14 protein-coding genes are annotated in these 13,567 nt (G+C 66.8%); 6 read left to right on the top strand and 8 right to left on the bottom strand.

The annotated features are described in order from the left end of the window. Positions 1 to 154 precede the first annotated feature (154 nt). Positions 155 to 1,093, top strand: a complete 939-nt coding sequence (locus AC07M9_RS04910) for an SMP-30/gluconolactonase/LRE family protein (RefSeq protein ID WP_494881800.1) — start codon at positions 155 to 157, stop codon at positions 1,091 to 1,093. Positions 1,094 to 1,242: 149 nt separating this feature from the next. On the opposite strand, the gene AC07M9_RS04905 is transcribed toward AC07M9_RS04910, so the two are convergent. Next, positions 1,243 to 1,623, bottom strand: a complete 381-nt coding sequence (locus tag AC07M9_RS04905) for a winged helix-turn-helix transcriptional regulator (RefSeq protein WP_494881799.1) — start codon at positions 1,621 to 1,623, stop codon at positions 1,243 to 1,245. Positions 1,624 to 1,714: 91 nt separating this feature from the next. On the opposite strand from AC07M9_RS04905, the gene AC07M9_RS04900 reads away from it, so the two are divergent. Then, positions 1,715 to 2,776 (top strand): SDR family oxidoreductase, encoded by a 1,062-nt coding sequence (locus AC07M9_RS04900; protein ID WP_494881798.1) that lies wholly within the window; start codon positions 1,715 to 1,717, stop codon positions 2,774 to 2,776. A 301-nt stretch (positions 2,777 to 3,077) separates the two neighbouring features. Here the strand turns inward: AC07M9_RS04900 and AC07M9_RS04895 are convergent, their stop codons facing one another. The 3 genes from AC07M9_RS04895 to AC07M9_RS04885 all read right to left on the bottom strand — a co-directional run bounded on the left by AC07M9_RS04895 (position 3,078) and on the right by AC07M9_RS04885 (position 5,985). Further along, a complete protein-coding gene (locus AC07M9_RS04895) occupies positions 3,078 to 3,497 on the bottom strand; it encodes a GlcG/HbpS family heme-binding protein (protein ID WP_494881796.1) in 420 nt (139 codons plus the stop codon). A 90-nt stretch (positions 3,498 to 3,587) separates the two neighbouring features. After that, positions 3,588 to 4,313 (bottom strand): GntR family transcriptional regulator, encoded by a 726-nt coding sequence (locus tag AC07M9_RS04890; protein ID WP_494881795.1) that lies wholly within the window; start codon positions 4,311 to 4,313, stop codon positions 3,588 to 3,590. A gap of 106 nt (positions 4,314 to 4,419) precedes the next feature. Continuing rightward, positions 4,420 to 5,985 carry a GNAT family N-acetyltransferase gene (locus tag AC07M9_RS04885; protein WP_494881794.1) on the bottom strand — a complete coding sequence of 522 codons (1,566 nt, stop codon included), beginning with the start codon at positions 5,983 to 5,985 and terminating at the stop codon, positions 4,420 to 4,422. Positions 5,986 to 6,128: 143 nt separating this feature from the next. On the opposite strand from AC07M9_RS04885, the gene AC07M9_RS04880 reads away from it, so the two are divergent. Next, positions 6,129 to 6,398, top strand: coding sequence for a hypothetical protein (locus tag AC07M9_RS04880; RefSeq protein ID WP_494881793.1), 270 nt, complete (start codon positions 6,129 to 6,131; stop codon positions 6,396 to 6,398). 3 nt (positions 6,399 to 6,401) lie between these two features. On the opposite strand, the gene queF is transcribed toward AC07M9_RS04880, so the two are convergent. After that, positions 6,402 to 6,872 (bottom strand): preQ(1) synthase, encoded by a 471-nt coding sequence (gene queF, locus AC07M9_RS04875; RefSeq protein ID WP_494881792.1) that lies wholly within the window; start codon positions 6,870 to 6,872, stop codon positions 6,402 to 6,404. 778 nt (positions 6,873 to 7,650) lie between these two features. Between queF and AC07M9_RS04870 the strand changes: the two genes are divergently transcribed. From AC07M9_RS04870 to AC07M9_RS04860, 3 genes are all read left to right on the top strand, one after another. Beyond that, positions 7,651 to 8,232, top strand: coding sequence for a hypothetical protein (locus AC07M9_RS04870; RefSeq protein WP_494881790.1), 582 nt, complete (start codon positions 7,651 to 7,653; stop codon positions 8,230 to 8,232). 70 nt (positions 8,233 to 8,302) lie between these two features. Then, positions 8,303 to 9,523, top strand: coding sequence for a cystathionine beta-lyase (gene metC, locus AC07M9_RS04865; RefSeq protein ID WP_494881788.1), 1,221 nt, complete (start codon positions 8,303 to 8,305; stop codon positions 9,521 to 9,523). Beyond that, on the top strand, positions 9,520 to 10,557 hold the full coding sequence (locus tag AC07M9_RS04860; RefSeq protein WP_494881786.1) for a mechanosensitive ion channel family protein: 1,038 nt from the start codon (positions 9,520 to 9,522) through the stop codon (positions 10,555 to 10,557). The genes metC and AC07M9_RS04860 overlap by 4 nt, the downstream gene beginning before the upstream one ends. Positions 10,558 to 10,778: 221 nt before the next feature. On the opposite strand, the gene AC07M9_RS04855 is transcribed toward AC07M9_RS04860, so the two are convergent. From AC07M9_RS04855 to AC07M9_RS04845, 3 genes are all read right to left on the bottom strand, one after another. Then, a complete protein-coding gene (locus AC07M9_RS04855) occupies positions 10,779 to 11,135 on the bottom strand; it encodes a VOC family protein (RefSeq protein WP_494881784.1) in 357 nt (118 codons plus the stop codon). Positions 11,136 to 11,567: 432 nt separating this feature from the next. Continuing rightward, positions 11,568 to 12,467 (bottom strand): GGDEF domain-containing protein, encoded by a 900-nt coding sequence (locus AC07M9_RS04850; RefSeq protein ID WP_494881782.1) that lies wholly within the window; start codon positions 12,465 to 12,467, stop codon positions 11,568 to 11,570. 316 nt (positions 12,468 to 12,783) lie between these two features. Further along, positions 12,784 to 13,452 (bottom strand): helix-turn-helix domain-containing protein, encoded by a 669-nt coding sequence (locus AC07M9_RS04845; protein WP_494881780.1) that lies wholly within the window; start codon positions 13,450 to 13,452, stop codon positions 12,784 to 12,786. Between the last annotated feature and the right edge of the window lie 115 nt (positions 13,453 to 13,567).

Raw genomic sequence — 13,567 nt, 5'->3', positions numbered from 1 at the left:
TGCGCCCGCGCTATGTATACCATCGGGCGACCTGTGCTGGTCATTCTGGTGAAAGCACTTTGCCTCGCGGTCAAGGCGTAATAGGGATCACCGGGATAAACATGTATCCGATCCGGGCGTAAGCCGTCCGGGCGATCACTTCTAGGAGAGAGCGATGTTCGCCGCGCCCCCCGCCGTCACGGCCGAGGTCTTCTGCCGCATTCCCGATCACTTCCGCCGTTTCGGCGAGACCACCGAATGGGCGCAGGTCCAGCTCCACGGCGCCGCCGCCCCGGTCTTCCTCGAAGGCCCGGTGTTCGACGCGGCGGGCAACCTGTGGGTCACCGACATTCCCTGGGGCCGCCTGTTCAGGATCAGCCCGGACGGCACATGCGAGGTCGGCTTCGAATACGACGGCCAGCCCAACGGCATGAAGTTCCTCGCCGACGGCCGCCTGCTCGTCGCCGACCACCACAAGGGCATGGTCATCTGCGACCCCGCGACGGGCAGGACGGAGCCGTGGTTCGAACGCTACCTGCTCGAGCCGTTCCTGGGCTGCAACGACCTGACGATCGCGAAGAACGGCGACATCTGGTTCACCGACCAGGGCCAGTCCGGGTGGCACAACCCCAACGGCCGCCTGTTCCGCGTGCGCGCCGGAAGCAAGCGCCTCGAACTGATGCTGGACAACATCCCCAGCCCCAACGGCCTCGTGCTCAACAGGGCCGAGACCGCGCTCTACCTCGCCGTCACCCGCGCCAATGCGGTGTGGCGCTGCCCGCTGGTGAACGCCAGCGGCGAGCCGGGGGGCGAAGTGATCTCCAAGGTCGGGACCTATATCCAGATGTCCGGCGGTTCGGGTCCCGACGGGCTGACCATCGACGCCAACGACAACCTCGTCGTCTGCCATGTCGGCTTCGGCGCGGTATGGCTGTTCTCCGACCGGGGCGAGCCGCTGTTGCGGATCAACGTGCCCGAGGGTCGATACACCACGAACGCGGCGTACGGCGGGCTGGACAACAAGTGGCTGTTCTTCACCGAGTCGAGCACGGGGACGGTCTACAAGGCCGAGATGCCGGTGGCAGGACGGGAGGTTTTCAGCGCCAGCGTGTGAAGCGCGGCGGCAATGGGTGGGAGGCGGCCGTTCGCGCGGGCAAGCCGCCCCGTCAGACAGCAAGCAAACCGCGCCGATCGCCGGTTCAGCATAAGCCGCCGACTGCCGGCACTCAACTATCTGCGGGGCCGAACGGCGCGAAGGCCTGCTTACGAGCGGCGCGAGCTTGGACGGGGAACGAGCTGATCCAGCGCGTCGGCGTTTTCCCGGCCCCATTCATACAGAAGCTCCACCGGCTCGACGAACCTTCGGCCAAGATATGTGAGGTGATATTCGACCATGGGCGGAATAGTGCTCTGCACATGCCGGCTGAGCAGCCCGCTGGCCTCCATGTCCCGCACGGTCTGGGTCAGCATTTTCTTGGAAATCCCCGGCAGGCTGCGCAGCAGTACGCCGGTACGTGCGCTTCCACCGTGACGGGCATGCAGAGTGTGCAGGACCATGCTGGTCCATTTCGTTGTGAAGAGTTCCAACACGCGGCGCGGCGCGCAGTCTTCCCGCCATTCATCGTCGGACGTTCCGGGCTGCATGTGTTTACCTTTCGGTGCCTGGGGTCGCAAATGGTGCCGTCTAGAACGTGCGGGTGACAATGCCTAGTTCGGATGGCGCAAGGAGATAATCATGACGAAGACGGCATTGGTGGTAGGCGCAAGCGGCATCGTCGGCAGCGCGGCGGCGAAGCTTCTGGTCGATCAAGGCTGGAGGGTACACGGTCTCGCACGACGGCCGACGGATCAGGTCGGGGTGCGACCTGTCGCGGCGGACCTGCAGGACCCGGCCGGTACAGCCGAGGCGCTGCGCACGATCAATCCCGACGCCGTATTCATTTCGACCTGGCTCCGGCAAGACAGCGAGGCGGAGAATATCCGCGTCAATTCGGCCATGGTCCGCAACATGCTGGATGGCCTGCCCAAGCCCACCGGCCCGCGCCATGTCGCGCTGGTCACCGGCCTGAAGCATTACCTCGGGCCCTTCGAGGCCTATGGAAAGGGCGCCCTGCCCGATACCCCTTTCCGTGAGACGCAAGATCGGCTCGACATCGAAAATTTCTACTACGCACAGGAAGACGAGCTCTTCGCCGCGGCGGCGCGTGACTGCTTTACCTGGAGCGTGCACCGCCCCCACACCGTAATCGGCCTCGCCCTCGGCAATGCGATGAACATGGGCACGACGCTGGCGGTCTATGCGACGCTGTGCCGCGAAACCGGACGGCCCTTCACCTTCCCGGGATCCGCGGCGCAATGGTCGGGGCTCACCGACATGACCGACGCCGGTCAACTCGCCCGTCACCTGCTGTGGGCGACGGAGACCGAGGTCGCGCACAACGAAGCGTTCAACGTCGTCAACGGCGACATCTTCCGCTGGCAGTGGATGTGGAGCCGTATCGCCGACTGGTTCGGGATCGAAGCGGCGTCGTTTGACGGCACGGTGCGGCCTCTGGAACGGCAGATGGCGCAAGACGCGGCGCTTTGGACCGAAATTGCGACCCGGGAGGGACTGTCGGAGCCGGATCTCGCACGCCTCGCCTCACCCTGGCACACCGACGCTGATCTGGGGCGCCCGATCGAGGTCGTGACCGATATGTCGAAAAGCCGGCGGCTGGGGTTCACCGCATATCAGCCCACCGACGATGCATTTTTCGCCCTCTTCGAGCGTTTGCGCGCCGAACGACTGATCCCATGACGACGCTGCCGAAATAGCGGGACCGGCCCAAGCTCAATGGCCCGAACGGGGCGCTGACCCGCCATTACAGGCAAGGTGCGCTTTGGGGCACGTCCGGGCAGTCCGCTTTCCTACCTGCCTGACGGTGCGGTATATCCATCGCATGATCCGGCAACCCCGTTACCGCACGATCCTCGGCGCCAAGGCAAGCGTGTCGCCTTGCCCGCGCAAGGCGACACGTTCCGGCCCCGGGACGGCAGTTTGCCCCCTGGACCGTGTAAACCGTGTAAACTTGGTGTCGCCTTGCGGCGCGCGAAGACCGTCAGCCGGCGACGAGACCCGCCGCGTCGACGCCCGCGAAGGCGGCTTCCTCGTCCTTGTCGGACAGGTCGCCGCTGACGCCGATGGCGCCGAGCAGGTTGCCGGCCTCGTCCTTGACCAGAACGCCGCCGGCCGCCGGGATCAGCCTGCCGTTCCAGGCGGCGGAGAGCGCGGCCATGAATTGCGGGCGATCAGCGGCCATGTCGCCGAGCTTGCGGCTGGACACGCCCATCGCCAGCGCGCCCGCCGCCTTGCCGCTCGCCACGTCGGGACGGCCGTAGCCCGAGCCGTCCTCGCGCTCCATAGCGACGAGGTGACCGCCCGAATCGAGCACGACGATCGTCAGCGGATTGAGGCTCATCTCCCGGCCCTTGGCCCGGGTGGCAGCGATCAGGGTGCGGGCTTGGTCGAGGGTTATCATCGGAATGGGCTCTCTCCGGTTGGCCGAAACTCGTGCCTGCCTAACCTACCTGCCGCGTGGTGCAAGCGGCTAATGTATACGTTGGCGATGTCACTCGGCCGCGAGCGGCGGGGGATAGGGCGCCGCGTCGCCGCTGCCGCTCAGCAGGTGGCCATAGCGCACGAGCCCGATGCGGGTGCGCCGGATATGCATGACGAGCGCGGCCTGCGCGGTCTCGACCTCGCGCTTGGCGATGCAGTCGAACAGCAGCTGGTGCTCGATGTCGTGGGTGCGACCGCCGCCCGTCGTGGTGTTGCCCATCGCGAGCTTCATGTAGGCGCGGCGGTAGCTCTGCGTGGTGTCCCAGACCCGCTCGACGATCTGGGCGAGGAGCGGCGTTGAGTGGCGGCGGTAAGTGATCCAGTGGAATTCGCGGCCGAGCGCGATCGCCTCGTCGACGTCGGTGACACACTCGTTGCGCTCCATCACCACGCGCAGGTCGGCGATGTCCTGGTCGGTCAGGTGCGGAACGCTGTCGGCCAGCAGCAGCGGCTCGATGCGCTCCCGGATTTCGTAGGACACCTCGAGGTCGCGGCGGGTCAGGCTGGTGACGCGCGCGCCTGCGTTGGCCCGCATGGTGACGAGCCCCCGCGCCTCGAGCATGCGCAGAGCGTCGCGCACCGGGATGCGGCTGGTCGAGAGTTCGTCGGCCAGTTCGTCCTGCTTGATGCGGGCGCCGGGCGCGAGGTCGCCCGACAGGATGCGCTCGGCAAGAATATCGGCGACGCGCTGGCTGGCGACGCCCTGTACGGCCAGGGGAGACGGGTCTTTGATCATGGATATTCCATCAAGCGGTATACGATCGCGCATAACCCCATGCGCGCGCCGCGCCAAATCACGAATGCACCGGAGCGGCAATATCCGCTCCGACGCTTGGGCGGGCTCAGCCGTTCGTCTGCGTCCACTCGACGCGGTAGAGGTCGAAACGCCGGTCCTTGAGGTTCTGCACCGCGCCCGACTGGCGCGCGGTCAGCAGCGCATCGAGGCTGAGGTCGGCGATGGCGATGGTCTCGGTGTTGGGCGCGGTGTCCGCCGCCACGCCGTCGCGGGCGAAGGGGAAGTCGCTGGGCGTCAGGATCGCGCTTTCGGCGTAATGGACGTCCATGTTCTCGACGTTGGGCAGGTTGCCCACAACGCCGGAGGTGACGACGTAGCACTGGTTCTCCACCGCGCGGGCCTGGGCGCAGTAGCGCACCCGCAGATAGCCGCGCCGCTCGTCGGTGCAGAACGGCACGAACAGCATCAGCGCGCCCTGGTTGACGAGGTGGCGGGCAAGCTCGGGGAACTCGCTGTCGTAGCAGATCATCACGCCGATCGGGCCGCAGTCGGTCTGGATGACGTTGGCGCCGTAACCGCCGCGCACGTTCCACCAGCGCCGCTCGGACGGTGTGGGGTGCAGCTTCTGCGTCTCGTGGACCGCGCCGTCACGCAGGAAGGTATAGGCGATGTTGCGGATCTCGCTCTTGCCGCCGCCCAGCTTGACGCGGGTGGGGTGCGAGCCGCCGATGATGTTGATGTTGTAGCTCACCGCCATGCGCTGCATGAACTCGACGAAACGCTCGGTATATTCGGCGACCTTCTCGATCGCCTGGACCGGCTCGAGCTTGGTTTCCTCGATCGAGAGCAGTTCGAGCGTGAACAGCTCGGGGAACACCACGAAGTCGCTCTCGTAGTCGGCGGCGACGTCGATCCAGTATTCGACCTGGGCCTCGAACTCGTCGATCGCCTCGATCTTGCGCATCTGGAACTGGACGGTGGCGACGCGCACGCTGGAGGGCACGCGCTCCTTGAGGCCGGGAACCGCCTTGCCGGTATCGCGGGGGGCGAGCGGGTTGCTCCAGTACATCAGGACCGCGTTGCCGCCGCTTTCACGGTCGGTGGGAATGTAGTCGGGCAGGATGCCGCGCGGCTCGTAGCCCTCGTTCATCTGGAAGTTGACGACCTGGTCGCGGACCTTCTTGTCGCGCACCGCCTGCACGTAGTCCGCCGGATCGGGATACTGGCGCTTGCGGCGCGAGTATCCCGGCATGCGACCCGCGAAGGCGATGCCCTTGAGCTCGAAGTACTGGCAGACCTCGCGGCGCTTGCGATAGAGGCGCTGGCCGATGCGCAGGCGGCGATAGTCGGGATCGACGCAGACCTCGAAACCGTAGAGCACGTCGCCCTCGGGCGCGGGCGGGCGGCCGTAGCCGCCGTTGCTGATCTCTTCCCAGGTATGCGGCTTGAACGCGAGTTCGGAGGTGACGATCATCGTGGCGCAGTGGCCGACGACCTTGCCCTCGTACTCGGCGACGAACTGGCCTTCGGGGAAATTGATGACCTGGCCGCGTATCTCGGCGCGGGTGAAGGCGTCCGCCTTGCCGTAGACCTTGACGGAGAGGCGGGCGATCGCCGGCGCATCCGCAACGGTGGCCTGGCGGATGACGAGCTTGGCTTTTGTCTGGTCCATGGGTGGACGTAGTACGCGCCGGGAGGCCGGAGGTTCCAGCGCTTTCATCGCAGCGCAGCATATTGATCGGACTCGGCTTTTTCTCGGGCCGGCGGGATACAAGTCGGCGGCGCCTCGTTCTCTCAACAGGAAGGAGACATCTTATGAGCGCTACTCTCTTCGCCCTCGCCCTGTTCGCCTGCTCCGACGACGGCAAGGCCTGCGAGCGTCTCGCCACTCCCGTCCAGACCTACGAAACGCGCGCGATGTGCACCGCCGGGCTCGACGAAGCGCTAGACACGGACGCGGCTCGCCGCGCCGAAGCGCCGACGGTCTATGCGCAGTGCCTGAGCGCTCGCCAGATGGCGTCCATCGGCGACGGTGTCATCGACCTGACCCGCGTCAACGGAGTACGTTTCGCCGACGCGTACTGAGCCTCAGCCCCGACCGCGATAACCCTGGACGCCCTGATCGGGAACCCAGAGCCCTTCCGGCGGAGCGCCTGACTGCCAGAACACGTCGATGGGTATGCCGCCGCGCGGATACCAGTATCCGCCGATCCGCAGCCACCTGGGCTTCATCTCGTCGAACAACCGCTGGCCGATCCCGACTGTCACGTCTTCGTGGAAACCGCAGTGGTTGCGGAAGGAACCGAGGAAAAGCTTGAGGCTCTTCGATTCGACGATGGCATCACCGGGTGCGTAATCGAGCACTAGATGCGCGAAATCGGGCTGGCCGGTCACCGGGCAGAGCGAGGTGAACTCGGGCGCCGCGAAACGCACAAGATAGAGGCTGCCGACGCGCGGATTGGGCACGTAATCGAGGATCGCCTGTTCCGGCGAATTGGGGAGTGCGCTCTGCTGCCCGAGATGCAGCGGCATGGAGGGGGCTTTCGGGGTATCGCTCATGTGTCAGGCCATGCCTCCAAGCTATCGACAAGACAAGTATGGCGTCGATTGACCGGGGCTTGCAACGGCTCGCCGCGTGTGGGCATGGCATTAACACGCGGTTCACAGCGGATTGGGCGACGGTAACAGGGTCATGAGGGGCAGCAACATCATATTTTCACGCGCGGCGATGGCGACCGCGATTTCGGCGTTCGCATTTGTAGGCCCCGGCCCGGCGATCGCCCAGTCGGCAGAAACCTGGACGCTGCCGGAACCGACCGCAACGCCCAGCGCTCCGCGTGTGCAGGGGCCTGTCGATGGGCAGAACCCGGTCGTCCGCCCCAGCGCGGAGCCTGCCCGGACGCAGAGCCCCGCGCCTGTCCGGCCTGCACCCACGCCCGTCCCGACCCTGAGACCCGCTCCGCCGCCTCCCGCGAGTACGGCGCCCGGCCCGCAACCTTCCCCGTCCCCACGCCACGCACTCGCCCCGCCATCGCCTGAAGCGACCGAGCCTGCCACCGCCGCCCCTCCCGCACCCACCGTTTCAGAACCGCCGGAAGCGCCCGTTTCAGAGGCTCCAGCCTCGGCTCCACCGGCCGAAGCGGCTCCTGCCGGGACCACGGAGACTTCCTGGCCGATCTGGTGGTGGGCAGCGCCACTGGCACTGCTCGTCGCATTGGGCGCGCTCGCCGCCCTGCTGCGTCGCCGTCGCGCCGCTGCGGAGAGTTCGGACGGGACCGAGCCCGAGGACACCCCGCCCCTCGCCGCCGAAACGCCGCCCGCTCCGAAGCTCGTGAACATGCCCGCGGCGCCTGTTCCGGTCGTTCCGCCACCTGCCTTTGCCCCGCGCGAACCGGCGCCTGTTCCCGCACCCGTCACGCTTTCGTTCGAGCCGCTCGGGCTGCGGCTGTCGCTGGTCTATGCGACGCTGCAGTACCAGTTGTCGATCACCGCTACGACCGATCTTCCGGCCGGGCACCTGCTGGGCGACATGATCGGCGCCCATGCCTCGATCCCGCCCGAGCAACAGCTCGCGCCCCCGCTCGAGTCGCTGGCCTCGCTCAAGGCCGTGCCTGCGCTCCCGGCCGGGGAGACCCTGACGCTGAAGGGCGAGCTGCAACTGCCCCTCAGCGCGATCCGCCCGCTGCAGCAGGCCAACGCCTCGTTCTTCGTGCCGCTCGTTCGCCTCTGCCTGGTTGGCGAAAGCGGCCTGCCGGCGCTGCGCCGCGTCTTCACCGTCGGCGTCGACGGCGGCGCCGCGGCCCTGTCCCCGGTACGTCTCGACACCGGGCCGCAGGAGCATCGCCAGCTGGCGGCGCGTGAGGTGGAGGCCGCCCGCGCCTATCCGCTGAAGCCCGACCAGCACCGCGCGGCCGGATGAACAAAGCCCGCTTCGGCTGTTTCCCCGCCCCCCGAAAGTGTCCTAGGGTCCAGCGTGACCACATGCGGAGATGACATTGGATAGCAGCAAGCGCCCGGGCGACCTGTCGGATGCGACCCGGATCGTCGGTGCCGGGCGCCGCAGCGAGTGGACCGGGCCGGTGGTCAACCCACCGGTCTGGCGCGCCAGCACCCACCTTTACCCCGACACCGCCGCGCTCGCCGAGGGACCAAGCCGCAACGAGGACGGGCGCTTCTTCTACGGCCGGCGCGGCGCGCCGACGCAGTGGGCGCTCAGCGACGCGCTGACGGCGATCGAGCCGGGTGCGGCGGGGACCGTGCTCTATCCCTCGGGCGTCGCCGCCATCGCCGGCGTCATGCTCACCCTGCTGCGGCCGGGCGATGTCGTGCTGATCAGCGACAACGCCTATGATCCCACCCGGACGATGGGCAAGGGCCTGCTGACCGACCTCGGCATCGAGCCCCGCTTCTTCGACCCGCTCGACATCGCCGGTTACGAGGCGCTGTTCTGCGATCGCACCCGCGCCGTCCTGCTCGAAGCCCCCGGAAGTCTCTCGATGGAGATGGCCGACCTGCCCGCGCTGGCCCGCATCGCTCGCGAAAAGGGCGTGGTCTCGGTGCTCGACAACACCTGGGCGAGTTCGCTCGGCTTCCCCGCCCTGGAGCGCGGGATCGACATCTCGCTCATGGCGCTGACCAAGCACGTCGGCGGCCATTCCGACGTCATGATGGGCAGCGCCAGCGCCGGCCCGGCGCTGTATGCCCGGCTGCGCCAGCGCGCGCAGCAGCTGGGCACCGTCGTCTCGCCCGACGACGCGGCGCTGGTCCTGCGCGGCCTGCGCACGCTGCACCTGCGCCTCCGGCACGAGACCGACAGCGCGCTTGCCATCGCCCGCTACCTCGCCGGGCGCCCGGAAGTGGCGCAAGTGCTCTGCCCGATGCTGCCGGGCGCGCCGGGGCACGATATCTGGACCCGCGATTTCACCGGCGGCTGCGGCCTGTTCAGCTTCGTCTTCAAGGGCTCCACGGCCGCCGCGCGCAACCGCTTCGTCGATGCGCTGCAGCTGTTCGGCATCGGCTACTCCTGGGGCGGGTTCGAGAGCCTCGCGCTGCCGATCGAGCCATCGGGCTACCGCAGCCAGATGCCCTGGCCGCCCGGGCCCGCGCAGGAGGGCGACCGTCACGGCGTGCGCCTCGCCATCGGGCTCGAGGACCCGGCCGACCTCATCGCCGACATCGAGCGGGCGCTCGCCGCCTGGCGCGAGCCGTGAGCGCCGCGGTCGCCGCCGCCACGCCCTCTCCCACCGCCACGGCGACGGCGGTGGTGATCCGCCAGCCGCAGATGTCCGGCGCCGACGGGATCAAGGACGCCGTATCCTCGCGGAGCGATACGGTGGGCGACGTCGTCAACACGCTCGACCGGCTCGCCCTGCAGGTGGGCGCCACCCGCTTTTCGGTCTGGGACTTCGTCGTCGTCGTCTCGGTGCTGGCGCTGGTCATCACCGTGGCCTGGAGCGCCAGCCGCCTGTCCAGCCGCATCCTCGCGCGGGCCACCGGGCTCGACGTGACGCAGCGGCTGCTGACCGAGAAGATGGCCAGCCTGTTCATCTGGGCGATCGCGATCCTCGTCGGCATCGACGTGCTGGGCCTCGACCTCACCGCGCTGACGGTGTTCTCCGGCGCCTTCGGCCTCGCCATCGGCTTCGGCCTGCAGAAGACCTTCGGCAATCTCATCGCCGGGATCATCCTGCTGATGGACAAGTCGATCAAGCCCGGCGACGTCATAGCCATTACTGACCAGGGCGGCCAGTACACCTTCGGCCAGATCCGCCGGATCGGCATCCGCGCCGTCTCGCTCACCACGCGCGACCAGAAGGAATACCTGATCCCGAACGAGAACCTGATGATCAATCAGGTCGAGAACTGGTCCTACTCCAGCCGCAACGTGCGCATCCAGGTCCCCGTCGTGATCCCCTACGCCTGCGACATCGAGCAGGCCGAGGAGCTGATGCTCGCATCCGCCCGCTCGGTCCCGCGGGTGCTGGCGGCGCCGCCGCCGACCGTCTGGCTCGACAGCTTCGCCGAGAACGGCATCGCCTTCGTCATCCACTGCTGGATCACCGACCCCGAGGAAGGCATCGGCAACGTGCGCTCCGACGTGCTCAAGACGCTCTGGCGGCTGATGCGCGAGAGCGGCATCAAGGTGCCCTTCCCCCAGCGCGACCTCAACCTGCGGGAAACCGAGGCGATGCGCGACCTGATCGAGGCGATTCGCGGCCGGCAGGGCAGCGACGAGGCACCCTAGAGTCCCGCTCGGCAAGTCGGCGCAAGGCGACACAGGTTTACACGGTTTACACGGTCCAGAGAGAAAAGTGCCACCCTGGCTCGCCGCTGTCGCCTTGCGTGTAAACCTGTCGCCTTGCGGGGCGCGCAAGGCCTTTGCATCGAAGGAAAAACGCCGGGCTGGACCATGCCGGCGAGGGTAACCCCGCGCCGGATCAGTAGGAAAACGGATTGTCGCCCCGGCTACTCGGCCGGCGGTTCCCACAGCTCGATCGGGTTGCCCTCGGGATCGTGGATGTGGGCGAAGCGGCCGGCCTCCGCCGAGTCCCATGCCGGGTCCGTGACCACCTCGATATCGGCCTTGCGCAAGGTGACCAGAATGTCGTCAAGATCGGTGACGCGGAAGTTTATCATCCACTGCTTGTCGTCGGGCCAGTAGCTGGTGCTGCGCGCGAAGGGCATGAACACCGTCGGCCCGCCCGATTGCTGCCAGGGTTCGTGCCCTGCCATGACGACGCCGAGGTGCTCGCGGTACCACTTCAGCAGGGCGTCGGGGTTTTCCGACCGGAAGAACATGCCGCCGATGCCCGTCACGCCCATGGTGCCCTCCTTGATTCCGGTTACAGCGTGCGCCTCGGCCCGCGAGGGAGAACGAGCTGTCGCGTCACGCCCTAAAAACGGTGATCGCATAGGGCGGGAAACTACCGCTTTGGTTTCCACCACAACACAACCACGAACCATCCGCCGATGAAAGCACAAATCCCGATCCAACCCGCTCTACAGGCTGCGTGCTCGCAAGCCACAAGGCTTGAACCCACGGCGTCGATGCGACATGCGAACATCGTAGCCAATGTCGAGGTCACAGATGGGTTTGCAGAGGAAGCGGGGACCCCGCCTTCGCGAGGGCGACGGGTTTTCCGGATTTCCGCCTGAGCCTGTCTGATCCCGGCGAAAAGCGGGGCACCGGCCGCGTCACGGGTGCCGTTCCGCACGGCATTCCACGCAGACCTCAGGACGGCCGCGCGCCCCGCCTCACCCCACCGCCAGCCTGACCGGCTTTTCCATTTCCAGGCGGTTGCGGCCTTTGGCCTTGGCGACGAACAGCGCCATCTCGGCGCGCTCGATGGTGGAATCGAGGCTCGTGCCGATGCGGGCGACGCTGGCGCTGGCGGTCATCTCGAAGTGGCTGGTGCCGACCTTCTGCTTGAGTTCCGCCAGGGTGGTCACCACCCGCCGGCAAATGCCTTCCGCCTCCACCGCGGAGACGCGCGGCAGGATCACCGCGAAGCGCTCGGAGCCGATGCGCGAGATGATGTCCTCGGTGCGCAGCATCTCGCGCAGGAGATCGGAGAACACCATGAGCACCTCGTCGCCCACGGTCTGCCCGTACTGCATGTTGATGGTGCGGAAGAAATCGATGCTGAACAGCGCGAGGCAGCCGTCCATCCCGGCTTCCAGCATGTGCTCCAGCATCGAGATGAACGCGGTGCGGTTGGTCAGTCCGGTGAGCGGGTCGGTGTAGGTCGCGGTGAACAGCCGCTCGCTGAGCGAGCGCAGTTCGTCGACGTTGCGCATCACGCCGAGCACGCCGTAGGGCGCGCCGTCGTGGCGCAGCAGCGCGCGCAGGCGGATTTCGAACCAGCGCTTGCGGCTGTCGCGGGTCAGCGCGGGGAACTCGATCCAGTCGACATCCTCCCCGGCCATGGCGCGGGCGTGGGCGCGCGACACCTGCTGCTTGGCCTCGGGCGCGACGAGATCGAGGAGATGCGGCCCCACCAGCGCGCCCGGCGCAGGCTCGCCGTTGCCGAGGTCGGAGATCGCGGACGTGGCGTGGACGATGAACCCCTTGGGGTCGGTCTTGAGAATGACGTCGGTCGTGCTCTCGGCCAGCATGCCGTAGAGGACGGAGCTTTCCTGAAACGTGAAATTCATGCCCATGCCGAGTGCGTCCCGAATGTCCCGCCTGCAACGAATCGACGGAATGAACGACCGTGAAGACCGTTATTGAAATAGCAATCCATCAGCCATGAGTTTGTCAAACGCATCAAGATCCCAAATTTCCCCGTCATCCTTCAAATCAACATCATATTTTTTTAAATTAGTTCTGTTAGCTAACTGGATTATACAAATTATATTCTTATAATTTTGTTTACCATTGATCCACGTTCTCGGAAATACCGAAACTTCACCGCGACATATGAAATTGTGATTGGCGCCGCGATCCGTAGACAACCGCAGCGCACCCCGGTCACAGCTCGATCATGATCCGCACCTTTTCCGGCGCGGTTTCCATGGCCGAGGCGATCTGGTCGCGGCAGCGGGCGATCAGGTCGCTCAGGCCCGGCACCGTGCGGCTGGGGCGCAGGTCCGCGCTTTCGACGCCGAGCGCTTCGGCGATGGCCTCGATGCGCTCCTCGATCGGCCGGGCGCGGCCCTGTTCCCACGCCCATACCGTCGGCTTGCTGACGCCGAGGCGGCTGGCGAGTTCGCCCTGCGTCAGTCCGCGCAGCTTGCGCAGGCGGTGGAGCCGCTCGCCCAGGCTTTCCCCGCCGATCGGGCTGGGTCCGGCCGGCGTGGGCGGCGCCTCGGCCTGGACGGCGCTACGCAACTGCGCGGCGCTCAGCGTCGCGGCGGGTATCTGCGTTTCGAACGCGCAGCCATAAAGCCGGCCGCTGGCCCAGATCACGCGGGCGCGGGCCTGGGGGCACTCGGGCAGGTCGATCTCGAGGAATTCCCCTATCTCGAGGTCGACCTGGCTTTCGAGCAGGACGCCGGTCTGCGAGAAGTTGTGCAGGACGACCTGGGTCTCGGCACCGGATGCCAGCGCGCCTTGCGTTTCGAGCAGCAGACGGCGGCGCTCGGCTCGCGGGCGTCCGTCGTCAGCCTTGTTAACTTCGAAATGAGCCGCAATGGGCATTATAGCGCCTCCTAGGATAGCGCGAAGCGTCCACTGGTGCAGTTAAGATTCGGTTAAATGACCCGATTAATGCGGCTTCCCCCGTGCGATTTACGGACTTTTCCGATTATTGCCG

The organism is Novosphingobium sp. GW821-FHT09E05, assembly GCF_059416165.1.
The sequence above is the reverse complement of the archived record's forward strand: the minus strand, read 5'-3'. Positions and strand labels throughout refer to the sequence as shown.

What these genes read in the sequence shown, in the direction of transcription:
- AC07M9_RS04910 (WP_494881800.1), top strand. Translation starts at nt 155, where the DNA reads ATGTTCGCCGCGCCCCCCGCCGTCACGGCCGAGGTCTTCTGCCGCATT.
- AC07M9_RS04905 (WP_494881799.1), bottom strand. Translation starts at nt 1,623, where the DNA reads ATGCAGCCCGGAACGTCCGACGATGAATGGCGGGAAGACTGCGCGCCG.
- AC07M9_RS04900 (WP_494881798.1), top strand. Translation starts at nt 1,715, where the DNA reads ATGACGAAGACGGCATTGGTGGTAGGCGCAAGCGGCATCGTCGGCAGC.
- AC07M9_RS04895 (WP_494881796.1), bottom strand. Translation starts at nt 3,497, where the DNA reads ATGATAACCCTCGACCAAGCCCGCACCCTGATCGCTGCCACCCGGGCC.
- AC07M9_RS04890 (WP_494881795.1), bottom strand. Translation starts at nt 4,313, where the DNA reads ATGATCAAAGACCCGTCTCCCCTGGCCGTACAGGGCGTCGCCAGCCAG.
- AC07M9_RS04885 (WP_494881794.1), bottom strand. Translation starts at nt 5,985, where the DNA reads ATGGACCAGACAAAAGCCAAGCTCGTCATCCGCCAGGCCACCGTTGCG.
- AC07M9_RS04880 (WP_494881793.1), top strand. Translation starts at nt 6,129, where the DNA reads ATGAGCGCTACTCTCTTCGCCCTCGCCCTGTTCGCCTGCTCCGACGAC.
- queF (WP_494881792.1), bottom strand. Translation starts at nt 6,872, where the DNA reads ATGAGCGATACCCCGAAAGCCCCCTCCATGCCGCTGCATCTCGGGCAG.
- AC07M9_RS04870 (WP_494881790.1), top strand. Translation starts at nt 7,651, where the DNA reads ATGCCCGCGGCGCCTGTTCCGGTCGTTCCGCCACCTGCCTTTGCCCCG.
- metC (WP_494881788.1), top strand. Translation starts at nt 8,303, where the DNA reads ATGACATTGGATAGCAGCAAGCGCCCGGGCGACCTGTCGGATGCGACC.
- AC07M9_RS04855 (WP_494881784.1), bottom strand. Translation starts at nt 11,135, where the DNA reads ATGGGCGTGACGGGCATCGGCGGCATGTTCTTCCGGTCGGAAAACCCC.
- AC07M9_RS04850 (WP_494881782.1), bottom strand. Translation starts at nt 12,467, where the DNA reads ATGAATTTCACGTTTCAGGAAAGCTCCGTCCTCTACGGCATGCTGGCC.
- AC07M9_RS04845 (WP_494881780.1), bottom strand. Translation starts at nt 13,452, where the DNA reads ATGCCCATTGCGGCTCATTTCGAAGTTAACAAGGCTGACGACGGACGC.